At 43.7% G+C, this 25825-nt stretch carries 21 protein-coding genes; 11 read left to right on the top strand and 10 right to left on the bottom strand.

Features of this window, described 5'->3' with window-relative positions:
* Positions 1 to 28 precede the first annotated feature (28 nt).
* From creD to ACFQZI_RS01320, 3 genes are all read left to right on the top strand, one after another.
* Positions 29 to 1384: a cell envelope integrity protein CreD gene (gene creD, locus ACFQZI_RS01310; protein ID WP_377137586.1), complete on the top strand. Its 1356-nt coding sequence runs from the start codon at positions 29 to 31 to the stop codon at positions 1382 to 1384.
* A gap of 111 nt (positions 1385 to 1495) precedes the next feature.
* Positions 1496 to 2248: a ferritin-like domain-containing protein gene (locus ACFQZI_RS01315; RefSeq protein WP_377137588.1), complete on the top strand. Its 753-nt coding sequence runs from the start codon at positions 1496 to 1498 to the stop codon at positions 2246 to 2248.
* Between the two features lie 10 nt (positions 2249 to 2258).
* Positions 2259 to 2702 carry a hypothetical protein gene (locus ACFQZI_RS01320; protein WP_377137590.1) on the top strand — a complete coding sequence of 148 codons (444 nt, stop codon included), beginning with the start codon at positions 2259 to 2261 and terminating at the stop codon, positions 2700 to 2702.
* A 171-nt stretch (positions 2703 to 2873) separates the two neighbouring features.
* Here the strand turns inward: ACFQZI_RS01320 and pgi are convergent, their stop codons facing one another.
* Positions 2874 to 4520: a glucose-6-phosphate isomerase gene (gene pgi / locus ACFQZI_RS01325; protein ID WP_377137592.1), complete on the bottom strand. Its 1647-nt coding sequence runs from the start codon at positions 4518 to 4520 to the stop codon at positions 2874 to 2876.
* 264 nt (positions 4521 to 4784) lie between these two features.
* Here pgi and ACFQZI_RS01330 point away from each other — a divergent pair, with 264 nt between their 5' ends.
* The 6 genes from ACFQZI_RS01330 to ACFQZI_RS01355 all read left to right on the top strand — a co-directional run bounded on the left by ACFQZI_RS01330 (position 4785) and on the right by ACFQZI_RS01355 (position 10088).
* Entirely contained in the window at positions 4785 to 5225 is a 441-nt protein-coding gene (locus ACFQZI_RS01330; protein ID WP_377137594.1) for a hypothetical protein, read from the top strand.
* Between the two features lie 96 nt (positions 5226 to 5321).
* Positions 5322 to 6414 (top strand): peptide chain release factor 2 gene (prfB, locus tag ACFQZI_RS01335; protein ID WP_377137596.1). Its coding sequence is split into 2 segments (ribosomal slippage): positions 5322 to 5381 and positions 5383 to 6414, totalling 1092 coding nucleotides; the frame shifts between segments, so codons are not numbered across the junction.
* 119 nt (positions 6415 to 6533) lie between these two features.
* On the top strand, positions 6534 to 7454 hold the full coding sequence (locus ACFQZI_RS01340) for an alpha/beta hydrolase (protein ID WP_377137598.1): 921 nt from the start codon (positions 6534 to 6536) through the stop codon (positions 7452 to 7454).
* Positions 7455 to 7533: 79 nt separating this feature from the next.
* The gene (locus ACFQZI_RS01345; protein WP_377137600.1) at positions 7534 to 8016 is read left to right on the top strand and encodes a hypothetical protein; all 483 of its coding nucleotides are present in this window, start codon (positions 7534 to 7536) and stop codon (positions 8014 to 8016) included.
* A gap of 93 nt (positions 8017 to 8109) precedes the next feature.
* Positions 8110 to 9546, top strand: coding sequence for an asparagine--tRNA ligase (asnS, locus tag ACFQZI_RS01350; protein ID WP_377137602.1), 1437 nt, complete (start codon positions 8110 to 8112; stop codon positions 9544 to 9546).
* Positions 9547 to 9623: 77 nt separating this feature from the next.
* Entirely contained in the window at positions 9624 to 10088 is a 465-nt protein-coding gene (locus ACFQZI_RS01355) for an SRPBCC family protein (RefSeq protein ID WP_377137604.1), read from the top strand.
* On the opposite strand, the gene ACFQZI_RS01360 is transcribed toward ACFQZI_RS01355, so the two are convergent.
* The 5 genes from ACFQZI_RS01360 to secA form a co-directional block, all read right to left on the bottom strand.
* Positions 10072 to 11292 carry an MFS transporter gene (locus ACFQZI_RS01360; RefSeq protein ID WP_377137605.1) on the bottom strand — a complete coding sequence of 407 codons (1221 nt, stop codon included), beginning with the start codon at positions 11290 to 11292 and terminating at the stop codon, positions 10072 to 10074. The two genes, ACFQZI_RS01355 and ACFQZI_RS01360, sit on opposite strands and share 17 nt — an antisense overlap.
* Positions 11293 to 11369: 77 nt before the next feature.
* Positions 11370 to 12302 (bottom strand): hypothetical protein, encoded by a 933-nt coding sequence (locus ACFQZI_RS01365; protein ID WP_377137607.1) that lies wholly within the window; start codon positions 12300 to 12302, stop codon positions 11370 to 11372.
* 73 nt (positions 12303 to 12375) lie between these two features.
* The gene (locus ACFQZI_RS01370) at positions 12376 to 13560 is read right to left on the bottom strand and encodes a M20 metallopeptidase family protein (RefSeq protein ID WP_377137609.1); all 1185 of its coding nucleotides are present in this window, start codon (positions 13558 to 13560) and stop codon (positions 12376 to 12378) included.
* Positions 13553 to 14023: an SPOR domain-containing protein gene (locus tag ACFQZI_RS01375; RefSeq protein ID WP_377137611.1), complete on the bottom strand. Its 471-nt coding sequence runs from the start codon at positions 14021 to 14023 to the stop codon at positions 13553 to 13555. The genes ACFQZI_RS01370 and ACFQZI_RS01375 overlap by 8 nt, the downstream gene beginning before the upstream one ends.
* 121 nt (positions 14024 to 14144) lie before the next feature.
* On the bottom strand, positions 14145 to 17453 hold the full coding sequence (secA, locus tag ACFQZI_RS01380; protein WP_377137613.1) for a preprotein translocase subunit SecA: 3309 nt from the start codon (positions 17451 to 17453) through the stop codon (positions 14145 to 14147).
* Between the two features lie 190 nt (positions 17454 to 17643).
* Between secA and purD the strand changes: the two genes are divergently transcribed.
* Positions 17644 to 18918: a phosphoribosylamine--glycine ligase gene (gene purD, locus ACFQZI_RS01385; RefSeq protein WP_377137615.1), complete on the top strand. Its 1275-nt coding sequence runs from the start codon at positions 17644 to 17646 to the stop codon at positions 18916 to 18918.
* 142 nt (positions 18919 to 19060) lie between these two features.
* Here the strand turns inward: purD and ACFQZI_RS01390 are convergent, their stop codons facing one another.
* The 3 genes from ACFQZI_RS01390 to ACFQZI_RS01400 are packed head-to-tail and all read right to left on the bottom strand — an operon-like array spanning position 19061 to position 22649.
* Positions 19061 to 20191: a redoxin domain-containing protein gene (locus ACFQZI_RS01390; protein ID WP_377137617.1), complete on the bottom strand. Its 1131-nt coding sequence runs from the start codon at positions 20189 to 20191 to the stop codon at positions 19061 to 19063.
* A 53-nt stretch (positions 20192 to 20244) separates the two neighbouring features.
* Positions 20245 to 21417: a redoxin domain-containing protein gene (locus tag ACFQZI_RS01395; RefSeq protein ID WP_377137619.1), complete on the bottom strand. Its 1173-nt coding sequence runs from the start codon at positions 21415 to 21417 to the stop codon at positions 20245 to 20247.
* 50 nt (positions 21418 to 21467) lie between these two features.
* The gene (locus tag ACFQZI_RS01400; protein ID WP_377137621.1) at positions 21468 to 22649 is read right to left on the bottom strand and encodes a formimidoylglutamase; all 1182 of its coding nucleotides are present in this window, start codon (positions 22647 to 22649) and stop codon (positions 21468 to 21470) included.
* A 156-nt stretch (positions 22650 to 22805) separates the two neighbouring features.
* On the opposite strand from ACFQZI_RS01400, the gene ACFQZI_RS01405 reads away from it, so the two are divergent.
* Entirely contained in the window at positions 22806 to 23774 is a 969-nt protein-coding gene (locus ACFQZI_RS01405; protein ID WP_377137623.1) for an NAD-dependent epimerase/dehydratase family protein, read from the top strand.
* Positions 23775 to 23954: 180 nt separating this feature from the next.
* Here ACFQZI_RS01405 and ACFQZI_RS01410 read toward each other — a convergent pair whose 3' ends face one another.
* Positions 23955 to 25745: a response regulator gene (locus ACFQZI_RS01410; protein WP_377137625.1), complete on the bottom strand. Its 1791-nt coding sequence runs from the start codon at positions 25743 to 25745 to the stop codon at positions 23955 to 23957.
* Positions 25746 to 25825 lie beyond the last annotated feature (80 nt).

Below are 25825 nucleotides of genomic sequence, written 5' to 3' on the forward strand. Positions count from 1 at the left end.
TAATTCAAAGTACTTTTAATTAAATAAAATGATACAAGAACAAAAATCGGCTTTAACAAGTGTAATGGATTGGTTCAGGGAATCAATCACGGTTAAATTAGCTTTTATTGGCTTTTTAATATTGGTGTTGCTCATACCATCATCATTAATAGACGACCTCATCCGCGAACGCGCCGGCCGGCAGCAGGAGGTGGCAGATGATATTGCCAGCCAATGGTCGGGCGCGCAAACCGTTAAAGGCCCCGTATTAATGATACCTTACCGCAAGACGGTAAACTACAACGGAACCGATAATAAACCAGTTACTAAAGAGGTGGTGGAAAACCTTTACATATTGCCTGAAAACCTGAATATCAAAGCCGTATTGCAACCACAAAAGCGCCATCGCGGCATGTTCGAAACTGTTATTTACAATTCAACCATTAACATCAAAGGGAATTTTGCCAAGGCCGACCTGGGGATGTTCTCTATTTCGCCCGACAGGTTACTATTAGATAAAGCCCGCTTGCTGTTCAGCATATCCGACCTGAAAGGGTTAAAGACCAACCCGGTAATTACTGCGGGTGGGATGAAATTAACCGCTCAGCCATCATTTACCGATAGTGACCTGTTCAACAATGGTTTACAGGCCACCGTAAACTTAAGCGCGATAGCGGATGGTGCTTTTGATTTTAATTACACGCTTGAACTTAAAGGAAGCCAATCTCTAAACTTTTTACACCTGGGTAAAACTACCGATGTAGAAGTGAGCGGCAAATGGGAAAGCCCAAGTTTCCAGGGCCGTAATCTGCCTGATGATAGCAAGGTAGATGCAAATGGCTTTTTTGGGAAATGGCGGATGCTGTATTATAACCGCCCATACCCGCAGCAATGGGTGGCAGATAATACCATGTTCCGTGCTGAGAAAAAACAGAACGACGCCTCGATTGGTGTGAAGCTGATATTACCTGTGGACCAGTATCAAAAAATTACCCGTACAAGCAAATACGCCATACTTATAGTTTTGCTAACCTTTGTATCGTTGTTTCTTACCGAAATCATTCGCAAGCAACGTATCCACCCTTTTAATTATGTGCTCATTGGTGCGGCTATGATCATTTATTATATCCTGCTGCTGTCGTTTTCGGAGCAGGTAGGTTACAACACCGCTTATATTATTGCTTCCGTAGCAACCATTGGGCTGGTGTCGGTATTCATCTCATCGCTACTCAAAAATAAAGGGGCGGCGGCCTTGTTCGGCCTCATCCTGTCCATTATCTACATCTTCATTTTTGTTATCATTCAACTGGAAGAACTGGCCTTAATGATAGGAAGTATAGCTCTGTTCATTATAACAGCCCTGCTCATGTATTTCTCGCGCAAAATTAACTGGGACAAGCATTAACAAATCATAGAACCGCATTAAACGAATCAAAGAATTTTCAGGATGTCTAACCATTCTTTTCATTCCTTGATCCGTTTTGTTTCGGGTTCAAAAACATAAACATCAAATCTTATGCATACAAGTTATTACTGGATAGGGTATTTCCAGGCAAATGCCCGCCAAAAGAGAGTGAACTGGACAATCGCGCCTACTATTACGCAGGATGAGATTGCCGCCATCCTACCATCATTACAGGCTTGGCAACTGGGCGAAACATCCGAAGGCGAGCACCTTATAGCCGCATCAATCAAATACGCTTACCGCATTGGCGACCCTGATTATGTGGATGCAGTTGGGTTATTTATTAAAGAAGAGCAAAAGCATGGCAACAACCTAGGGCGTTACATTGATAAGATTGGCCAAAAGCGTGTAAAAAAAGATTGGGGCGATACGCTATTCAGAAAAGTGCGTTACATGAACACCAGTATGGAGATATGGACTCTTGCCGTTATTGTAGTAGAAAGTACCGCACAGATCTTTTACCAGGCCCTTAAAGATGCCACTCAATGCCGGTTGCTTAAGGACATTTGTACCGATATTCTGATAGACGAAGCCCCGCACATCACTTTCCAGACGGAACGGCTGGCTATCATTTTTGAAGGCAAATCAAATTTTGCTAAAAGCTGGCGAAAGGTGGCTTACAAGCACTTCTTCCATGCTACATCCCTGTTAGTTTGGCATGCTCACAAAAAGCTGTTTATAGCCGGTGGGGTAACGTTTGATATGTATGTGAAAAAGATGCAGTATAAGTACAAGAAAACCATCCAAGCCATAACCGCGGCCCCGGCAAATCATAAGACCATGATTTTTAATTACGGAAATTAACCACAAGCAGATGAAAGCAAATCCATTCCTTTATAGCCTGAAAATATGGTTAACCAGTGTTGCATTGGCGCCACTTATGTTCCTCGTTGTTGAGGCTTCTATGTTTGGCAAAAGTTACCGGACTATTGAAACCTTTTTTGATCAACAAATTGAAACGTATGCAATATGTGTAGTGTTTGGCGGTATCTTCTCCATAATTACCTGGCTGCTTTTCTTTTTGCTTATTGCAACCATAACATCTAATTTCCCTGTAAACCGGTGGATGAAATACATTATAGCATCCATTGGCGTAGTATTAACATTCGGAACTTTCGCAGTATTCTTTCCTGTTTTTGATGTTTATAACGAGTTTTTTTATTTGATGGTATCTAACTGCATTTGCATTGCAGCGGGTTCTTTATATTATCAATTACATGCCCCGGAAGAGCACGATGATTTGCAATTAGATATGTAGTCACAATATGTAATAACAACAATTTATCCGGCCAACTTTATAAATGTTTTGTTTGCGTTTAAATAAAAAAAGGAGAACCCTTCTACGTAATGTAAGTTTAAAGCTTATCACTCGCAGAAGATTTCTCCTCTTAAAATACAGGTTATTTACTTCCTGATAAAACCTAAAAGTTTATCTCCAGGCTTTGTATTGATTGATCAAACCATTGGTTGACGAATCGTGGCTGGTTACTTCAGCATCGTCTTTCAATTCCGGTAGTATTTTGCCTGCTAACTGCTTGCCCAGCTCAACACCCCATTGGTCAAAACTGTAGATATTCCAGATGATGCCTTGTACGAATATCTTATGTTCGTACATGGCTATCAGGCTACCCAATGTGCGCGGGGTTATTTTTTTAACCAGTATAGAGTTTGTAGGGCGGTTACCTTCAAAAATCTTAAATGGCGCTATCTTTTTAATTTCTTCGTCGCTTTTACCGGCTTTCTTCAATTCGGCAATCACTTCTTCTTCGCTTTTGCCGTTCATTAAAGCTTCGGTTTGGGCAAAAAAGTTTGATAGCAGCATGTTGTGGTGCTCGCCAAGCGGATTGTGCGATTGTGCCGGCGCTATAAAATCGCACGGGATGAGTTTTGTACCCTGGTGTATCAGTTGATAAAAAGCGTGCTGACCGTTGGTACCCGGCTCGCCCCAAATAACAGGCCCGGTTTGGTAATCTACATGTTTGCCGTTACGGTCTACATGCTTACCGTTGCTCTCCATATCGCCTTGCTGGAAGTATGCCGCAAAGCGGTGCATATATTGGTCGTATGGGAGAATGGCCTCTGTTTCTGCTTCAAAAAAGTTATTGTGCCAAATACCTATCAGCGCTAAAATAGCTGGTATGTTTTGCTCAAGGGGCGCATCTTTAAAGTGATTATCCATAGCGTGTGCCCCATCAAGCAAAGCCGCAAAATTATCGAACCCAATGCTTAAAGAGATAGATAAGCCTATGGCGCTCCATAAAGAGTAACGGCCGCCAACCCAATCCCAAAACTCAAACATGTTCTTAGTATCTATACCGAATTTGGCAACACCCTCGCTATTGGTAGATAGTGCCGCGAAGTGCTTGGCCACGTCCTCGTCCTTACCGCCATTTTTAATGAACCAGTCGCGGGCGCTGTGCGCATTGCCCATTGTTTCCTGCGTGGTAAATGTTTTGGAGGCAATTAAAAACAACGTGGTTTCGGGGTCAACCTTTTTTAATGTTTCTACTATATGCGTACCATCCACGTTAGATACAAAGTGCATGGTAAGGTGGTTCTTGTATGCTTTTAGCGCCTCGGTAACCATTACCGGCCCAAGGTCAGAGCCGCCTATACCAATATTAACAACATCTGTTATAGCTTTGCCCGTATAACCGGTCCAGCTGCCGCTGATGATGGCTTCGGTAAATTCCTTCATATGATCAAGCACGCGGTTCACATCCGGGATTACATCTTTACCGTCAACCAAAATTGGGGTATTGCTGCGGTTACGCAGGGCAATGTGCAGCACAGGGCGGTCTTCGGTAACATTGATCTTTTCGCCGGAATACATGGCTTCAATTGCCTTGTTTACACCACACTCACGTGCTAATTGCTGCAATAACGCAAGCGTTTGCTCATCAACACGGTTTTTGGAGTAATCCACCAAAATATCCTCAAACTGAAGTGAGAATTTTTCAAAGCGCTGATTATCAGTTTCAAATAATTCCTTCAGGCTTTTTGATACGATATCAATATAATGATCGGTTAAGTATTTGTACGACTGGGTGCTTGTAAAATCGATATTTGGCAGCATAGTTGTGATGTTTTCTGTAAAAATAACAAGTTAAAACTGAGCCCGGTATTAAATGTGAAAAAAGGACAGTTTGGTGTTATTTAGACAGTTATTAACAACCCCTACATAGTGTTTGTTTTACACTTATATAATTGTCATTTTAATAACAAATATTTATTAGTTTTTAGAAACTGAAAATAAATATTCGATATATTTGAGTGGTTAGTAAATAAACCAGGCTTTTTTCATCATTTCCTTAATTCGTTTTTTTTAAATACATATACCATGTTCGAAAAACTCTTTTTGCTCGTAAAAAACAACGCCGGTGCATCTGTTATGAACAACCCGGTAGTGCCTGCAGAGCACCGCGAGGCGGTGATAAACGAGGCGTCAAGCTCTATCATTGAGGTATTAAAAAACCAGATGGATAGTGGTAAATTAAAAGATCTGGTGAAATACTTTCAGTTTTCGGCCATATATGAAAACCCGCTTATTCACAGCACGGTTAACCGTTTTGCAAATAAGCTTAACAATTTTTATAACATTGGCACCACCGAAGCTTTGAAAATTGCCGACGAGTTGATACCTACAGTAATGCACGAACTAATGGAACAGTCAAAAGCCGGGCAGAACAAAGAGTTTGCATTGAGTACCATATTATCAAACGTTAGTGGTAACAATGTGGCAGATATGGGTACGCTATTAAACCAAATGCGTATAGCCTAAGATAAAAGCAAAAAGACTAAAGCTGAAACCGTAAGCGATAATTCACTTTCGGCTTTCAGCTTCTTGCATTGGGCCTCTTTTCATATATTTGCCATTATGACAAAAGAGAACATGCAGGATTTAAGGGATAGAACAACTTCCCTGAGGAGGCATCTTTGACATCGATACCAAACTCGATGCTATGCAGAAAGAACAGGACATAACCTTAGGGCCAAATTTTTGGGACCATCCTAAGGAAGCCGAAAAAGTCCTGGCATCCATCAAAACAAAAAAAGTATGGACCGACGCTTTTCAGAAAGTTGTTTCGGTTGTAGAAGATACCAACGTATTATTCGAGTTTTTCCAGAGTGGCGATGCTACCGAGGCCGAAATGAACGAGCAGTATGCGCAGGCGGTTACCGCGGTAGAAGAGCTTGAATTTAAAAACATGCTTAGCGCCGAGGAAGATCAGTTTAACGCGGTACTACAAATTACGGCAGGCGCCGGCGGTACCGAAAGCTGCGACTGGGCCGGTATGCTGATGCGCATGTATATTATGTGGGGCGAAAAAAATGGCTACAAAGTAACTGAGCAGGATTACCAGCCGGGCGATGTTGCTGGTGTAAAAACGGTTACCCTGCAACTGGAGGGCGACTTTGCCTACGGCTACTTAAAAGGCGAAAATGGTGTTCACCGCCTGGTACGTGTTTCTCCGTTTGACGCAAATGCCAAACGCCATACATCATTTGCCTCGGTTTATGTTTATCCGCTGGTTGATGATACCATTGAGATAGAGGTAAACGCCGGGGATATCGAATTTGAAACTTTCCGCGCGGGTGGTGCGGGCGGGCAAAACGTAAACAAGGTAGAAACTGCGGTACGTTTATACCATAAACCATCGGGTATTATTATAAAAAACCAGGAGTCGCGCTCGCAGTTACAAAATAAAGAAAATGCCATCCGTTTACTTAAATCTCAGTTATATGAGATAGAGATGCGCAAGCGCCAGGAAGCAAGCAATGCCATTGAGGGGAGTAAGAAGAAGATTGAATGGGGTTCGCAGATCCGCAACTATGTGCTGCATCCTTACAAACTGGTTAAAGACCTGCGTACCGATCATGAAACATCAAACGCCGCCGCCGTTTTAGATGGCGACCTGAATGAATTCCTAAAAGCCTACCTGATGGAGTTTGGCGGGCCGAAAGGGTAAATAATATAATATCCCTTCTTTAAGAGGGAATAACGCAATATATATCAAACGATGCTGCACACCACAGCATCGTTTTTATTGATGTAAATTGTAACTTGCCTGTATCAATTTCAACTGTAATGATAAAGCATATTTTAACCGCGCTAATTTTGACCGCCACTATAACTACAGTCTTTAGCCAGGAGCAGAAGCCATTTCCGTTGTATCCTAAAGGTGTACCCAACAGTAAAACCGCACCAGCTACCTATGCAGAAAAGAACGACAAGTTTTGGATCTTTAAAGTTACAAACCCAACGTTAACACCATATTTACCTCAAAAAGGCACCGCTAACGGCACTGCGGTAATTGTATGTCCGGGTGGCGGCTACTTGGGCCTTGCATCGGGGCATGAAGGGATAGATATCGCGAAGGAATTTAATAAAATAGGCGTAACAGCATTCGTGCTAAAATATCGCCTGCCAAGTGATAGTATTATGGTTGATAAAACCATAGGTCCGCTACAAGATGCACAGCGTGCCATACAAATAGTCAGGCAGGATGCCGCCAAGTGGGGCGTAAATCCCAATCGTGTAGGTATTATTGGCTTTTCTGCGGGAGGGCATTTCGCGGCTACAGCGGGGACGCATTTCAATAAAGTTGTTATTTATAACAAAGATAACATCAGCGTTCGCCCGGATTTTATGATGCTCATTTATCCGGTGATTACCTTCGGCGAAAAAGCCCACGTTGGATCGCGCGAGAATCTGGTAGGTAAAGATGCAGGCCAGGATCTTATAGATCTTTATTCTAACGAAAAGCAGGTAACGGCCAATACTCCACCCACATTTATTGTACATGCCGAAGATGACAATGTAGTGCCTGTAGAAAACGCTTTACTGATGTATGAGGCGCTCTTAAAAAACAAAGTAAAAGCCGAAATGCACTTGTTCCCCGCTGGAGGGCATGGCTTTGGGCTCATCAATTCAACCAGCAAAGCCAAATGGTTTGACTGGGCTAAGATTTGGATGGATGATAATGGGTGGCTCACTAGAAACCAATAAGATCCAATTTTTTCTATCGACTGTATCATAGGTAATATTTTTAACGTATAGTATAAACTAACACATTAAAAATACCGACATGAAAAAGTTAACATTTACTTCACTGGCTCTTATAACACTTTTATTTAGCGCCTGCTTAAAAAACGACGACAATTGCTGCCGCACAGGTTACCAGCAGTATTTTGTTGCCGAGCGTAATGGCTTATCTGTTTACGGCGAGCCTTTCAGCAAAAAGGTAGGAACCGATTCGATATCCATTTTAGGTCTTGGCCGCGATGCAGGTATTAAAATGCACATTAAATACACCGGTAAAGGTACTTATGCATTAACCGGCAATCAGGCAAAGTACTATCAAATTATAGGCAACGATACTGTAAGCCGTTATAGTGCCGGCGTTGCCGCAGGCAGCACGCTTGAAGTAACCGAAGTGGATTCTACCGCGAAGGCTATTGCCGGTAAGTTCACTTTAAAATTTAAGCGCACATTCCCTACAGCATCCAGCATTTATCCTGATAGCGTTAAATTTACAAAAGGCAATTTTTTAATTTACCTGCCAAGATAATTAAATAACAAATCAAGAATTTTTAAAGCCTCTCCCTTACGGGAGGGGCTTTTTAGCAAATAATTGTATTTTTGTCGCTCTAATAATTATTACATGAGCACTCGTACAAAAATTAAAGCACTGCTTGAAAGCGGCGAAGTAGACATTGATGTAACTGTTAAAGGTTGGGTACGTACTTTTCGTAACAACCAGTTTATTGCTTTAAACGATGGCTCTACCAATAACAACCTGCAAATTGTTGTTGATTTTGAAAACACCGATCCTGCAATATTAAAACGCATTACCACAGGCGCGGCGCTTAGCGTTAGCGGCAGGCTGGTAGCATCATTAGGTAAAGGCCAAAGTGTTGATGTAAAGGCAACAAGCATTGAAATTTTAGGTGACAGCGACCCGGAAAAATATCCGCTACAGCCTAAAAAGCACAGTCTCGAATTTTTGCGCGAAATTGCGCATTTACGTTTTCGCACCAATACCTTCGGCGCTATTTTCAGGGTACGCAATACGCTATCTTTCGCTATACATACTTTCTTCCAGGAGCGTGGCTTTGTTTACCTGCATACGCCGGTTATTACGCAGTCTGACGCTGAAGGTGCAGGTGAAGCGTTCCACGTAACCAACTTTGACCTGGCCAACGTACCACGTACCGATACCGGCGAGGTTGATTACAAACAAGATTTCTTTGGAAAATCTACAAATTTAACTGTTTCCGGTCAGCTTGAGGGTGAGCTTGGCGCGATGGCCCTGAGTGATATTTATACGTTCGGCCCTACCTTCCGTGCCGAGAACTCAAACACTACCCGCCACCTTGCGGAGTTTTGGATGATAGAGCCGGAGATGGCATTCTATGACCTGAAAGACAATGCCGATCTGGCCGAAGATTTATTAAAATACGTTATCCGGTACGCGTTGGATAAAAATAAGGATGATATTGAATTTTTAACCCAACGCCTGCTTGAAGAGGAAAAACAAAAACCTCAGAACGAGCGCTCGGAACTTACTTTGTTAGAGAAATTACAGTTTTGTTTAGATAACGATTTTGAGCGCCTTACTTATACCGAGGCTATCGAGATCTTAAAAGAATCTACCCCTAACAAGAAGAAGAAATTCCAATACCTGATAGAGGGTTGGGGTACCGACCTTCAATCTGAGCATGAGCGTTATTTGGTGGAGAAACACTTTAAAAAACCGGTGATCCTTACAGATTATCCGAAAGAAATAAAATCATTTTACATGCGCCAGAACGACGACGGCAAAACCGTTGCCGCAATGGATATCCTTTTCCCGGGTATTGGCGAAATTGTAGGCGGTTCGCAACGTGAAGAGCGTTTGGATAAGCTGGAACAACGTATGGACGAGATAGGCATCCCTAAAGACGAACTATGGTGGTATCTGGATACACGCCGTTTTGGGGGGTGCCCGCACGCCGGTTTCGGTTTAGGGTTCGAGCGTTTGGTGCTGTTTGTTACCGGCATGGGCAACATTCGCGATGTGATCCCTTTTCCAAGGTTCCCGAAGAACGCGGAATTTTAAATCGCTGATTTAAATGATTCTAAAGATTGCGCCGATTATTTATAATCGGCGTTTTTTGCTTTTTAATTTGCTTTTCGATGTCCAAAATAGTCTTAACAACAATCATAAACGCTCCGGCGCAAAGGTGTTTCGATGTATCGCGAGATATTGATGTGCATGTAGCATCAACCGCCCACACGGGGGAACGCGCCATTGCAGGCCGCACCAGCGGACTGATAGGAGCGGGAGAAACTGTTACCTGGCGGGCAAAGCATTTTGGGGTGTGGCAAAACCTCACGTCAAAAATCACCGAGTTTGATTCGCCCAATTACTTTGCCGACGAAATGATCGAGGGTGCTTTCAAAAGCTTCACACACAAACACTATTTTATCGGCGATGATAAGCAAACCATCATGCGGGATGAATTTATCTTCGCGTCCCCATTAGGCTTATTAGGAAAACTGGCTAATTGGCTCTTTCTCAAAAGATATATGACAGCCTTGTTGTTGAAAAGAAATGAGGTGATAAAGAAGGTAGCAGAAAGGGCTAAGCTTCTTGCATAAGCGTATTTACCGGCTTAGGCTTATTTAAATATCTTCTTAAAAACAACAACATCACACCTATCAATACAATGAGGATCATATAGCTGATAGCAAAAGTACGCTGACTGTTAATGTTGATACTGCTGGCAATGGCGTAACTAAAAATGGATGTAACAATGTACCCGCCGCCGCTGGTGATACCACCGGATATGCCAGCGTTCTCGGGGAAGCGGGTAAGGCAATAGGTGAAGTAAATGTTGTAGATAAAACCCATCAGAAAGTGTAATGCCACCACAAAAAACATGATAGGGAAGATGCTATTGAACATTCCTGCCGTAATAAACATCGCCACGGCAAAGGCGCCTTGCACAAAATTGGCTATGGTAAGCTTAGCCATAAAGTTGCGGGCTATGAGGTATTTGCTTAACATCCCGCCAAGTAGTAAAGCCACCCCCGAACTTAGTGCCGCATAGCCTGTGGCAACTGCCGAGTAGTGGAATACATTTTCAATAAGGAATGGGGCCGACATGCCAAAGATGATAGCCATAGAGTAACTTAAGCCCAGCACCACAATACCATAAGCAAAATCCGGCGTGCCGATCATCTTCTTATAGGTATCGGCAACGCTGCTTAAGTGAAATGCTTTCATCTCCTTAAGCGTTTCGCCACTGTAACGTAGCTCTAAAAGTAGCATCACAAACGCGTAAATAGCCAGAAAGTAAAAGTTGGCCCGCCATTCAAAACTATGTTGCAAATATCCGCCTAAAAAAGGCGCTATAACCGGCGCTGATGACCATACTACCGAGAGCAAACTGGTATAATGCTTTTGCTTATCACCTGTAAAGGCATCAATAAATAACGACCGTTTGGATACCATAATGATGGAAATTACCACGCCTTGTACAGCCCTCATCACAAATATCACTTCGATGCTTTTGGTGAGCACTATTACGATGTTAGTGATTATAAACGCGACTAATGACCAGAGGCAAAGCCTGTAACGACCATAGCTATCACTGATACTCCCCACAAATAGCTGCGACACGCCATAGCTGATCAGGAAGATAGTCATGGTGAGGCGGACGCTTGAAATGGGTATATGCAGGTCCTGAACCATAGATGGGAACGAAGGCACATAAACATCCATCGCAAAGCCCGAAATAGGGATGATCATGAACGCCAGTATGGCGCTAATGCCGCGGTTTTTGTCTGTTACGTATCTCATTTAGCGTCCCTTGTTTGGAGGTGGCAAAATTAGGAACTAATTCCGTGCGATTGTCAGATTGATGTGATAATGCGATATCACTCCTTTTTATAGTCTTTATGCACGATCAGGAAGCTGGCGCGTTCTTCTTTGTGGAATGGAATGTCCCAGTTACCCTGATAGCTAATTTTTACAGGTAGGAGTTGCTCGTTAAACCTGTTTAGCTCAATATTCATCTGCACATTAAAATCAAACAGCATATTGCTGTATTTCATATCGATGTATCGACCCAATATCTCAAAGTTATTGACGTCGAAAATGGTGGTCATTTCCTGTATCATCACATCATCAGCGCTGGTGCTTCGCTTGCGCTTTACTTTAAAACGGTACACAGGTATGCTGTCCAGATATTTCCCTCGTGCAAATTCATAGGTGTAAAACTGCCTTAGCTCCGGCCCGAAGATCTCTGTTTTACTGCTGATGAACGGTATGCCCGGCACTTTCCTGCCTGGTGTAAATACAAGGGTTTTTAATTTGGCTTTGTAGCCTTCGTTCTTACTTTTATTCTCAGCTGATGTGCCTTCGCTCTTTACAAAATCGGAGTTGTAGGCATTCATAAAAATATAGTCGAACATCTCTGCCGTATATAATTGGTACTTGCCATTCTTTTTAAAAACATTGCCGCTATCGCGCTTTGCTGTGTACTCAATATGATGTTTACCGGCGATGTTACTGTGCAATAACCTGCGGTAAACCTTGCCATTAACCTTGTTCTTTTTATCGTAGGTATAAATGCGATTCTCGGCAGTAAAGGCGTAGCTTTTCATGTTTTGAAACGCCTTATAAAAGCTGGTATCGTTCATCACAGCGTCAATAAAATCTTGGGTATTTAAGCGGTGCGATCGGATGTTAACTGCCGAATCGATTACGATTGTAAGAATTGTATCGGGATTAAAACGGGGGACCTGCTGCGCGTGCGAGCTGAAAGCGGAGAAAAGAAAACAGAAAGCGATTAGAATTTTTTTGTTCATAGTTCATAGGCGATGGTTCATGTATAGGCCCCGATCTGCTATGATCATGAACCATTGACTATGAACTTCTAAGTCAATTCCCCAGCTGCTTTACCGCAAGGTAAGCCATCAGACCTACGCTTTGCTCCAGCGCGCTTTCTTCCACATCAAAGGTTGGCGTGTGTACAGATGACGTAATACCACGGCTTTCGTTACGCGTACCCAGTCGGTAAAAGCAAGAATCTGCGGCTTGCGAATAGTATGCAAAATCTTCGGCAGCCATCCATATATCCAGGTCAAGAACGTTCTCTTTGCCTAAGTATTCTTCGGCATGGGCCCGGGTACTGGCAGTTAATTTTTCTTCGTTTATAAGGAAGGGGTAGCCTTTCATAATATTAAACTCACAGCTGCCGCCCATGCTTTCGGCAATACCCTCAGCCATTTTTTTGATCTTTATATGGGCTTCAGAACGCCATTTTTCGTCCATAGTACGGAACGTGCCTTCCAGGTAAACCTCGTTTGGTATAACATTGGTAGCACCATTGGCGATCACCTTACCAAAAGATAACACCGACGGGCTCTTTGGATCAGCATAGCGGCTAACGATAGTTTGCAGGGCTGTGATGATATGCGCTGTGATAATAACAGGGTCTACATTTTGTTGCGGTTGCGCACCGTGGCCGCCTTTGCCCCTTACAGTAACGTAAAGCTCATCGGTGGATGCCATGTACTTACCCGCGCGGAAACCTACCTTACCCGCATCAATAAGCGGCATTACATGCTGGCCTATTACAGCTGCCGGCTTTGGGTTTTCTAATACGCCTTCCTGTATCATAAGGCTTGCACCGCCCGGCAGTTTCTCCTCTGCAGGCTGAAAAATAAATTTAACTGTACCGCCAAATTCACTTTTCAGGCCGGTTAATATTTTAGCTACACCCAATAGCGATGAGGTATGCACATCGTGCCCGCAGGCGTGCATTACACCCGGGTTTTGCGATTTGTACGGTACATCATTAGCTTCTAATATGGGCAGCGCGTCCATATCGGCACGCAAGGCCACCACTTGGTCAGACGGTTTATCGCCTTTTAACAAGGCCACCAAACCTGTGTTAGCCATTTTATGATACTCTAACCCAAGTTCTTCAAGTTTCCTTGCTACAAACGCCGATGTTTCCACCTCGTGGAAAGATAACTCGGGATGCGAATGCAAATGCCTGCGGTTAGCCACTACATCCTCAAAAATATTTTTCGCTGTTTGCTGTATCTTTTCCTTAATCATTACTGATAACGGTTTTGGGTGGGTTGATCTTTTCTGAAATGATAAACATTACCGGGAACCAGGGCTTTAGTTGCTCCTTCATGCGTTCGGCCTCTATGCGGGTGCGGAAATCACCGGCACGTACCTTAAAGTTGGGCTCGCGGTATACGATATAGGTGCGCATTTCCGGGAACTCTTTGTTGAATTTTGCCTGCGCGTTAAATGCCGACGAACGGTTACTGCCGCTATAGATCTGCACCCTGTAGCCATAAGATGACGAGTAGCCTGAGGTACCGCCGCCGCCACCTTTGTTAAGTATGGCGCGTTTGGCAAGCAGTGTATCAAATAACGGCGGCGCTACCACTTGTACTTTGCCCCGGTTACTTTGTGCCGATACCTTGAACGAGGCAATTATCAGCACAAAAAAAAAGCAATATTTGATGAGGCTTACCGGAGCTTTATAATCAAACATTGCTTTTTTCATTTTTTAAATTCCCTATTAACCGTCATTGCGCGGTTATTTATTATGTCATGGTGAGCCTGTGGAACCATAAACGTGCTAAGTCTTCGACAAGCTCAGACTAACGTTTGTTCAACCTAAGGCCTTAATTTAATCCTTGGCCGTGGCAGCTTTTGTATTTTTTGCCGCTACCACATGGGCATGGGTCGTTCCTGCCTATTTTTTGCTCAACCTTTACAGGTGTTGGCTTTTGTATTTCGCGGGTATCTTCCATTGGCATGCCGTTAGCTTCGCTCACCAGCTCGGGTTTGGAAGTACGCATGTTTTTCAGATCGAGTTTTGGCTGAGGTTTTGCCTCACGTACCTGCTCGGGCTCTTGCTGAACCGGGATACCTCCCCTGAACAGGAAGCTAACCAGCTCTTTGTTCACGTTTGATAACATCTGACGGAACAATTCAAAAGCCTCGAATTTGTAAACCAACAGCGGGTCTTTTTGTTCGTAAACGGCATTCTGTACCGATTGCTTTAATTCGTCCATTTCGCGCAAATGCTCTTTCCAGGCATCATCAATAAGGTAAAGGGTGACGTTTTTCTCGAAAGATTTAAACACCTCTAAACCATGATTTTCTACCGCTTTTTTAAGCGGTACAGATACCTGTAAACCGTGGATGCCATCAGAGAAAGGCACCACTATATTCTCTACATACTGGCCGCGGGTATCGTAAACATCTTTTATAACCGGGTAGGCCTGTTGTGCAACAGCATCTGCTTTGCGTTTGTAAAAATCAGTTACCTCAATAAAGGTGCTTTCTACCAGTTTGGCAACAGGGGTTGCGCTAAATTCGTCGGCATTTACCTGGGTGTCTACCGAGAATAAACGGATGATTTCCATCTGGAAACCTTCGTAATTGTTGCCATCTTTATATTCGGTAACAACATCTTCAATTACATCGTAAATGGTGTTGCTCAAATCTACATCAAGGCGCTCGCCAAATAACGCGTTCTTACGTTTAGCGTAAATAACGGTACGCTGCGAGTTCATCACATCATCATACTCCAGCAAACGTTTACGGATACCAAAGTTGTTCTCTTCTACTTTCTTCTGCGCACGCTCAATAGATTTTGAGATCATAGAGTGCTGAATAACTTCGCCCTCTTCGATACCCATACGCACCATCAGGTTAGAGATACGCTCGGATCCGAACAAACGCATCAGGTTATCTTCTAACGATACAAAGAATTGAGAAGACCCCGGGTCTCCCTGGCGGCCTGCACGGCCACGTAACTGCCTGTCTACACGGCGGCTTTCGTGGCGCTCGGTACCTACAATGGCTAAACCACCTGCTTCCTTAACGCCAGGGCCTAACTTAATATCCGTACCACGGCCTGCCATGTTGGTAGCGATGGTTACGGTACCGGACTGACCAGCCTCGGCAACAATATCCGCTTCTTTCTGGTGCATTTTTGCGTTAAGCACGTTATGTTTGATGCCGCGCAGCTTAAGCATACGGCTCAGTAACTCCGAAATCTCTACCGATGTTGTACCCACCAGCACCGGGCGACCGGCCTGAGTAAGGCTAACAATCTCTTCGGCAACGGCATTGTATTTTTCACGTACGGTACGGTAAACAAGGTCTTGCCTGTCATCGCGGCTTATTGGTGTATTGGTTGGTATCTCAACCACATCCAGCTTATAGATCTGCCAAAACTCGCCGGCTTCTGTAACCGCTGTACCCGTCATACCACAAAGTTTGTGGTACATTCTAAAGTAGTTTTGCAGCGTTACGGTAGCAAAGGTTTGTGTAGCATCCTCTACTTTAACGTTTTCTTTAGCCTCTATAGCCTGGTGCAAACCATCAGAGTAACGGCGGCCATCTAATACACGGCCGGTTTGCTCATCAACAATTTTTACTTTACCCTCGTCAAGAATGTACTCGGTATCTTTTTCAAATAAGGTGTAAGCCTTAAGCAATTGGTTTACCGAGTGGATACGCTCTGATTTGATAGAGAAATCGCGCATTAGTTCATCTTTACGCGCTATCTTCTCTTCGGCAGGGGCGTCAGACTTTTCAATATTTGCTATCTCTGTGCCTACGTCAGGCATCACAAAGAAATGAGGGTCTTCGCCCGATGCTGTGATCAGTTCAATACCTTTTTCAGATAATTCTACCGAGTTGCTTTTCTCATCTATAATAAAGAACAATTCAGAATCAACCTTAGGCATTTCTTTGCCCTGATCCTGCATATAGTGGTTCTCTGTTTTTTGCAGAACAGTACGGTTACCGCCTTCGCTCAGGAATTTTATAAGCGCTTTATTTTTTGGCAATGCACGGTGCGCACGTAATAACGCTAAACCGCCATCATCAATACCGGTATTGCCTTCGTTAATAGCTTTTTTGGCTTCGTTCAGTACCGTATTTACATAAGCCTTTTGCGCGTTAACCAGGCGTTCTATGCGTGGTTTTAATTCGTAAAACTCATGCTCGTCGCCACGTGGTATAGGGCCCGAAATGATAAGCGGTGTACGGGCGTCATCAATTAATACCGAATCCACCTCATCTACCATGGCGTAGTGCAGCTTGCGTTGTACCAGCTCTTCGGGGCTGCGTGTCATATTGTCACGCAGGTAGTCAAAACCAAATTCGTTGTTGGTACCAAAGGTAATGTCCGCCAAGTAAGCTTTACGGCGTTCTTCAGAGTTTGGCTCGTGCTTGTCAATACAATCAACCGCCAAACCGTGGAACTCGTACAACGGGCCCATCCATTCGCTATCGCGTCGTGCCAGGTAATCGTTCACAGTTACAATGTGTACGCCTTGGCCTGCAAGCGCGTTAAGGTAGGCAGGCAGCGTGGCTACCAGTGTTTTACCCTCGCCCGTTGCCATTTCAGATATTTTACCCTGGTGCAGTACAATACCACCTATCAACTGAACATCGTAGTGTACCATGTTCCAGGTAACCTCGTTGCCCGCAGCCAACCATGTGTTATGGTGAATAGCTTTATCGCCTTTAATGATTACGTTGCTCTTTTTTGCAGCAAGTTCACGATCAAACTCGTTAGCAGTAACCTCAATGGTTTTATTTTCGGCAAACCTGCGCGATGTTTCTTTTACCACGGCAAAAGCCTCCGGTAAAATGTTCATCAGTATCTCTTCAAGCTCTTTATTACGGTCTTTCTCCAGTTTATCTAACTGCGTATACAAGGTAACCTTTTCGCTCACCTCCATATTCAGTTCGGTTTCGGTACGGGTTTTTATAGCCTGTATCTCGCTGTCAATACCGGCAAGGCCGGCAGCAATGGTTTCTTTAAATTGTATGGTTTTGGCCCGCAACTCATCATTACTTAATTGATCGAGTTTAGCATAGGCAGCTTTAACTTTCTCAACTATAGGCATTATGGCCTTAACGTCTCGTTCTGATTTGCTTCCAAAAAGCTTACTGAAAAAATCTAACATATTAATTTTATATAATGCACCAAACTCAATAACTGCGCCAGTGCAATTTTAAAGTCATTTTGACATACAAAGGTAAGAAAATAGTATCAAGTAGCAGGTATCATGTAGAAGTACATCGCCCTAAAATCAAAAAAATCCTGTTACTTGATACTAAACACTCGATACCCTTAAAAACCCTATATTTGTTCGTATGAACATCCTGCTCCTTGGTTCGGGCGGAAGGGAAAGCGCCTTCGCCTGGAAAATCTCACAAAGCCCAAAATGCGATAAACTTTTTATTGCACCGGGTAATGCCGGCACCGGCCAGTATGGCACCAATGTAAACCTAAAGGTTACCGACTTTGAAGGTATTAAAGCATTTGCACTGGCTAATGATGTTAAAATGGTTTTGGTTGGCCCCGAGGAACCGCTTGTAAAAGGCATCCACGATTTTTTCCTGGCCGATGAGGAACTGAAAAGCATCCCGGTTATTGGCCCGCAGCAGGAAGGCGCCCAACTGGAAGGCAGCAAGGACTATTCAAAGGCCTTTATGCAGCGGCATAACGTGCCAACCGCGGCATCGCGCACATTTACCCGCGATACCTTGCAGGAAGGGTTTGATTACCTGGCTACCACAGGCCTGCCCGTTGTTTTAAAAGCCGACGGACTGGCAGCAGGTAAGGGTGTTTTAATATGCCTAACCCTTGAAGAAGCCCGCCAGGAACTTTTAGAAATGCTTACTGAGGCCAAGTTTGGCGATGCCAGCTCTAAGGTGGTAATAGAACAGTTTTTACAGGGAATTGAGCTTTCGGTTTTTGTGATGACCGATGGCACCAGTTATAAAGTTTTACCTGAGGCCAAAGATTATAAACGCATTGGCGAGGGCGATACCGGCTTAAATACAGGTGGTATGGGCTCAGTATCGCCTGTGCATTTTGCCGATGAGGCTTTTATGCAGAAGGTAGAGCAGAGGGTGATCATCCCAACCATCGAAGGATTAAAAAAAGAAGGCATCCCTTATAAAGGGTTTATATTTATTGGCCTGATGAATACCCACGGCGAACCATGGGTTATAGAATACAACTGCCGCATGGGCGACCCGGAAACGGAAAGCGTTATGCCACGTATAGAAAGCGACTTTGTAGACCTACTTTTGGGCGTTGCCGAAGGCAACCTGAACGAGAAGGAGCTTATTATTTCGCCAAAAACCGCCGCTACTGTAGTTTGCGTTGCAGGCGGTTACCCCGGCGAATACCTGAAAAATAAAACTATCAGCGGAATTGAAAACGTGCGCGATTCATATGTGTTCCATGCCGGCACCAGCCTGGCTGGCGAAGATGTGCAGGCAACAGGGGGACGTGTATTAGCAGTTACCAGTTTACAGGATAATATGTTTGATGCCCTACAGCAAGCCACCGCCGATGCGGCACGCATTTATTATGATGGAGTTTATTTCCGTAAGGATATCGGGTTTGATCTGCTGTAGTTCATTTGTTAACTGGTTCATTAGTTTATTGGTGATATAGTCATAAATATATAAAACATAAAAGGCCTTCTGTATCTTACAGAAGGCCTTTTTATATCAGTTCAACCTAATGAACTATTGAGCCAGCGAACTAATCCACCAATTATATCTTTCCAAATAACTCGGCAAGTTTGGCTTCCAGGTCTTCGCCACGCAGGTTTTTACCTATTATTTTACCGTTAGGGTCAATTAAGAAGTTTTGAGGGATGGCGCGCACGGCGTATTCGCCGGCAGGGCGGCTTTTCCAAAATTGCAGGTCAGATACCTGTGTCCAGGTAAGGCCGTCTTTATGGATAGCTTTTAACCAGGCATCTTTAGCATTCGGCCTGTCTAACGATACACCTAAAATGGTGAAGTTTTTATTTTTGTAAGCATTGTATGCTTTTACCACATTTGGGTTTTCCTGGCGGCAAGGGCCACACCATGATGCCCAAAAATCTATCAGCACGTACTTGCCACGAAACGATGACAGACTTACCACCTTGCCGGCTGTATCAGCCTCGGCAATTTCGGGCGCTATAGCGCCTAACGCTACGGCCTTCATTTTTGGCAACAATTCGCCAAAAGATTTACCTGCTGCCGATTGTTTGATAGCCGGCGAAAGGGAAGCGTATAGTGGCTCGATATCTACGTAATCTAAACTGTAGGCAAGCGATTGCAGGGCGTTCATGCTTACATAAGAGTCCGGGTGATCTTTAATAAATTGTTGGTTGATAGTTTTCTCCTGCGCTTCAATAGCCTTCTCGGCTGCCTTTGCCTGCTTTAAATAAGCTTCAGATTTCTGGTCGGCCTCCGGAGTGGCTTTTTCTTTAGCCTCCATGGCTTTATAACCGTCGTTAACCGGCTTTAAAGCTACCTGGTATTGTTCATTTTCGATGTTGGTTTTTGTGCCGGTAACAGTTGCTTTGTCCAGTTCGCTTGCAGTGTTAACCGTAATGGTTCCGGGCTCAATATAAATAGATTTATAATCTCTTGAAGCATTCATACCGTTGCCTTTAGGGTTAAGTAATAAATAGCCCTGTACAGGTGCGGCAGCAGCGTCGCCTTCAAATTTAAAAGCGCCGTTCTTCAGCTCAACCGAATCCATAATGGTTTTACCATCCTTACGGTATTGGATATAAGCTTTGGCAGGAGCATTGTAGGTGCCTAATTTACCCTGAACGGTGTATTTACCACCTTGCGCAAAAGCCAGCGCAGGCAAAAGCGCAAGTGCGCTTAAGGTTATTTTTTTCATAATTGTAACAGTCAGTTTTGTTTAGGCCTAATATGCGGTTATTATGCTTAAAATCAAATTTTTCCAAGTATTTGCTCCAGCTTTTTATCAAGGTCGTCTCCGCGTAGGTTCTTGGCTACGATCTTACCTTCGGGGCTTATCAGGAAGTTTTGAGGGATAGATTGCACACCGTATAAACTCGCGGCAAGGTTATTCCAAAATTTAAGGTCGGAAACCTGCGTCCATGTCAGGCCATCATTTTTAATTGCAGCAAGCCACGCCGATTTACCGTCGGCTTTATCGAGAGATACGCCAAGAACTGTAAAGTTTTTGCCTTTATACTTATTGTACATCTTAACAACGTTGGGGTTTTCCTGCCTGCAGGGCCCGCACCATGACGCCCAGAAATCTAACAATACATACTTACCACGAAATGATGATAAACGCACGGGATTACCGTTCGCATCGTTTTGAGAAAAATCGGGCGCGAGGGCGCCAATAGCTGTTATTTTTAGGGCGTCTATAGACATTTTAAGCTGCTTGCCGCCTTCAGAATTTTTAAGATCGGCAGAGAGCAGGTTGTATAGTGGTTCAACTTCGGCAACATCAGGGTTGGGACCCGCAACGCTCGACAGTGCCAATAAGCTGATATAACTTGACGGATGCGCGGTTATAAAGTTCTTAATAACGCTCTTTTGTTCGTCCTGCAAAACCTTATACCTGGCCTGCATCGCATTTTGAAAAGCAGGCGAACGCTGTTGCTCCGCGCTTGCTTTTTTGCCTTCTTCGGTAATTACTTTCGCTTTGTCGATAATTACCTTTAGTTGGGCCTTCAGGCTTTTGTTATCATCGTTTATGGGCGATCCTACAACATCAGCAGTAGCAATTGAATCTTTACCGCTGATGTTTATTGTACCCTTTTCCAAAAAAAAGTTTAAGCCATCGGCTGTTTTCGACGGGCCTCCATCCGGGAAGTTTTGCTCCACATATTTGGCAAAACCCAGGTTCTTATGATCTATAAATAACGAAGCCGTTACCGGGTCCATAATTACACCCTCAAACTTAAATTCGCCGTTAACAATAGTGGCCGAATCTGTTTGGCTGTTGGCGCCAAGGTAGTAAACCAAATAAGCCGTAGCAGGTCTGGTTATGTTTGTCAGCTTGCTTTTAACTGTAAAGGGCTGCGCATTTTGCGCCATGGTTAAAGCCGGAAAAAATGCCGCTAAAGCGAAAAGAAATTTCTTCATTTAAATATTACTAAAGTACAATAACGTGTAAATGCCTAATCAATTGCGGGTTAATTCAATTTCTGAAAGGTGCGCCACCAAAGGTCGGGCATTTCGCCGGATACGGCTGTTTTGTAATCTTCGTACCGGCAGGGCACTAAATGGAAGCGTTCGTTTTTTGAGCCGCCGGTTGGGTAAGGCACCTGCATCCACCAGCGGTCGCTTTTTTTGCTTTTTACAAACACCAGTTCGTGCTCATCATGCGTAAGGCTGGTTTTGTAGATAAGGTACTGCGATTTGGGGTTAAGCGGGAAATCGCGTTTGCGGTTATAAACGCCATCAATAAAATACCATATCATTTGTGATAGCAGCATGGCGGTTTGGCCGTTGTTATCAAAAGCAGGGTTAAATTCGTAAAAACCTATAGAGGTAAGCTTATCGTTAAAACCGGCGTAGCGGCAGATCTGGCAGGCCTCTTCGCCGTAAAACCCGTTGGGTTTAGCGTTGGCATTACCTGCCGCGTCTGACGAACGGATGGCGCCCATGTCAAAACTTACCATATTGGCATTGCGAATAATAGGTTCTGCCACGGCTATGTTTTGGGTGAGCTCGCCAAGGCGGTGTACATCAAAGTAAAGCTTGTCCATCACACGTAAACTTTCCTGGCTGGCAAAGTAGGTTTGATAACCCATATTGCTGTAATTGAAAAGATAATTAGGCTCGTGCAGAAATACTTTATTCATGTACGATGCCGAGGTGGTTTCGATAGTTTCCTGAAACCCATCGTCTTCCAAATCGAATTGCGAATCCACCACCAGCATATCTACTTTTTGCTCCAGATTTTCGTAACCCAAGTATTGCGCGTAGGTGAGGTCCTGTCCGCCGCCGATAATAAGTGGGATGATGTCTTTCTTGATCAGTTCTTCTACAACGGTTTTTAAGGCGTAGTATGTATCTACAACCGTTTCGCCGCGGGCAATGTTACCCAGGTCGGCTATTTGGGTGTTATAACTACCCTCGTTTAACAAGTATAGTTTCTCACGCACGTAATCGGGGCCTAACGCGCATCCGGGGTTATTAGTAGCGTTGCGGTCCTCAAGCACACCTATAATGGCGATATCCGTTTTCTCTTCCAGATCCGGAAAGTCGACCGAATAATGGTTGATTCTATCACCAAGCTGGCTGGTGAAATAGCCATTCTTAGGCGTGATCTTCTTAAGATCGATAGGTGTAAAAAAATCGGCTAAAGACATTTTTTGATTTGAAAATGTATGGATCTGGCAATTTGAAACGCCTTTCAATACGCTCAACAAACATATTAATTTTCAAATTCCGAATTTGATTAATCTTCAAATTACTTTTGTGCACTTTTACACTTTCAATTTAACTCATTTTCAAATTTTCAAATAATGATTCTTGTTACGGGTGCAACAGGTTTTTTAGGGGCCGAATTAGCAAAGGAACTCATCCTGCGCGGAAACAGGATCCGTTGCAGCAAGCGTGAATCATCTACTATTCCTCAAATATTGGTGCCTTATGCCGGTAGTACCGAGTGGGTGGAAGCTGATCTGATGGATGCCGCCGCTTTAGAAGACGCACTTGAAGGTATTACACAGGTTTACAATTGTGCTGCCTTTGTATCCTTAAAACAGGCAGATAAAGAACCGATGATACGCACCAACGTACGCGGTACAGCTAACTTGGTTGATCTTTGTAACGAAAAGGGCATTCGCATGGTGCACACCAGTTCGGTAGCCGCGGTAGGCGAGGCTAAGCCCGGCGAGTTAATTACCGAGAACCATCACCTGGATTCGTCAACCGAAACAGATGGTTACGCGATATCAAAGCTGGAAAGCGAAATGGAGGTGTGGCGTGGCATTGCCGAAGGCTTGGACGCGGTTATTGTGAACCCCACTATTATTATCGGTGCAAGCGCGGGCACGGCCGGCAGCGGACAAATTTTTGAGACGGTGCGTAACGGTCTTAAATTTTACACCAAAGGTACCATTGGCTTTGTAGATGTACAGGATGTTGCAAAGTGCATGATCGCGTTGATGCAAACCGGCATTAGCGGCGAGCGTTATATTATTAATGCCGAGAACCGCCAATACAAACAACTTTTTGAAGAAATTGCCGCATGCATGCAGGTACGCGCCCCCCAAACATTAGCCACCCCATGGATGATGGAGCTGGCATGGCGTGGTGCATCCCTTGTTGGGTTTTTAACAGGTAAGGCCCCGGCTTTAGATAAAACCAGCGCACGCGCCGCATCAAACACCCGCGAGTTTGATAACAGCAAAATAAAGCAGGCCATTGGTTTTAAATTTAAACCGGTTAGCGAAACTATAAAAGAGGTTTGCCGGACACTGATTAATTAAGTGATTAATCCCAAAATATTTGAGCCCCTGTGTTCACGTTCACGTTTGCACAAGCAGCCATATTTTTGTAAATAACTTATAAAAAGCCACTTACAATTAATTTACTGACAAGATAGTGCCACCAATATGCATGCTTTTTTTATTAGTGATGGTAAACCTCTGCCATATCAAATATTAAACTTATCCTGCCAGCGCTTTACTCATTTTTGCGGCACTCAGCGCTTCTAACTTTTGGTATAAAGATGCAGCCTGGAACGGCTTAGACAAATAATCTGTCATACCGGCATCTTTTATCTTTTCATAAATATTATGAGAAACAGACGCGGTAAGTGCGATAATAGGGGTTTGCGCTTTAGTCCTGTCCTTTAAGCGCCGTATAACTTGTGTGGCTTGGTAGCCATCCATTACAGGCATATGCAGGTCCATCAATATCACATCAAACGTATTTTCCTTAAGCTTTTTAACAGCCTCCATTCCATTGCCGGCTACTGCAGCATTTATGTTCCATTTAGATAGCAGTTTCACCAGCAATAACGAATTTACCGCGTTATCTTCGGCAATAAGGATGTTAAGCCCTTCGAGGTTGCTGTTCGTTACCGTATGTAAGGAAACCGTGTTTACGCCGCCGCTGTACGTTTTAAACTGGATAGGGAATGCGAAAACCGAACCTTTATTTTTTTCGCTTTTAAGTTCTATAGCACTGTTAAATAACTTTAAAAGGCGTTTCACTATGGCAAGGCCCAGCCCAGTACCGCCATAATGGCGTGTGGTATCTGCAGATGCCTGTACAAAGGGTTCAAATATCACAGCCTGCCTGTCTGCAGGGATACCAATGCCCGTATCTGATACCGAGAAATTAACGGTTATACTTTCCTCCGATCTTTCTTCTACCAAAGCCTTAACGTTAACCCCGCCTTTTTCGGTAAATTTTATGGCATTACCTGCAAGATTGTATATAATTTGAGTAAGGCGGGTTGGGTCGGTTATTATCCATTGATCTCTCAACTGTTGGTCAACATCTAAAACCAGTTGAAACCCCTTTTCGGCGGCTTTATGCTGCAGCCCGGAGCATACCTTATTCAGCATGCCCGGCAAGTGTACCGGGATGGCCTCTAATTCTATTTTATCGTTTTCGCCTTTGTTATAATCAAGAATGTCATTTACAAGGGTGAGCAGGCTGGTGGCCGAAAACTCCAGTATATCCAGGTTCTCTGTCTGCTCTTTGGTGGCGGTGTCTTTTATAAGCCCTGTCATACCTATAACCGCGTTAAGCGGCGTACGCAACTCGTGCGACATGGTAGACAGGAATACAGAGCGCGAATCTGCCAGCGCTTTTGTTTCGGCAACGGTTGCCTGTAGCTTTTTATTCAGTTCTTCCTTTTCATTCACATTCTGCTGAAAAGCGCGGTAAAAAAGGTAATGAATAAGTACAATGGTAATAAAATTAAGAAAAACAATTACCTCAAAACCCGGCGAAGGCAATTCATTTGTTACCGCATCCAAATGCCAGTCGCTTCGTTTTGTAACCATAAGGCTGTACATTACCGGCGCAATGGCAAATACACTATATACAATGGCAAAACGATTGTTAATGAGATAATACCCTACAAAGGTTACCATAAATACAAATTGTAAGGTAACCAGGTTTAGATGCTGGCTAAGGATGATGAGATTAGACCAAATGCCTCCAATGCCAGATAAGATTATGGCATGCGATATCATATTAATACTGCCGGGCTTATATAACAAGTACTTAGTAAGCCCTATATACAGTACAAAAATAAAAGCGATACGATACAACTGATGGCCCTGTATTGCGCCATATACAAGGGGCAGCACTATCACAATTTTAAGCAGGGTAAGTAAAAGCGTGGTATAAACTATTTTTATCCTCGCGCGCTTTAGGTTATTTGGCTCGCGTAATAAAACCTTTTTTATAGAAAAATTGAAAAAAGGTATATAAGTATCCATGTAATGCAATTAGGAAGCATATGCTTTGTAACGCTAATTTACCAAAACATTCTATAAATATTAGCTCTATATCGCTGTAA

The sequence above is a fragment of the Mucilaginibacter lutimaris genome (assembly GCF_042676625.1).
GTDB lineage: Bacteria > Bacteroidota > Bacteroidia > Sphingobacteriales > Sphingobacteriaceae > Mucilaginibacter > Mucilaginibacter lutimaris.